Origin of the sequence: Pseudomonas sp. HY13-MNA-CIBAN-0226 (assembly GCF_040310305.1) — a bacterium.
In the GTDB taxonomy this organism is placed as follows: Bacteria; Pseudomonadota; Gammaproteobacteria; order Pseudomonadales; family Pseudomonadaceae; genus Aquipseudomonas; species Aquipseudomonas gregormendelii.
The window spans coordinates 1-291 of sequence record NZ_JBEOPS010000143.1 but is presented as its reverse complement, the minus strand read 5'-3'; the positions used below and the strand labels follow the sequence as shown (position 1 = coordinate 291).

At 67.0% G+C, this 291-nt stretch carries 1 protein-coding gene; it reads left to right on the top strand.

Features of this window, described 5'->3' with window-relative positions:
- Nucleotides 1-291 (top strand): lyase family protein (locus AAEZ05_RS28140; RefSeq protein ID WP_350649837.1); only part of this gene is annotated, 291 nt, incomplete at both ends.

Sequence of the window (291 nt, the reverse complement as noted above, 5' to 3'; positions counted from 1 at the left end):
CGGTCACCCTGGGGATGAAAATCGCCGGTTGGCTGGGCGCGGTGACGCGCAGTCGCCAGCGCCTGGCCGAATTGAAGCCGCGCCTGCTGGTGCTGCAATTTGGCGGCGCATCAGGCACGTTGGCGGCGCTCGGCGAACACGCCATGCCGGTGGCCGAAGCCTTGGCCGCCGAGTTGCAACTGGGTTTGCCGGAACAACCCTGGCACACCCAGCGTGACCGTCTGGTGGAGTTTGCCAGCCTGCTAGGCCTGATCGCCGGCAGCCTCGGCAAATTGGGCCGCGATATCAGCC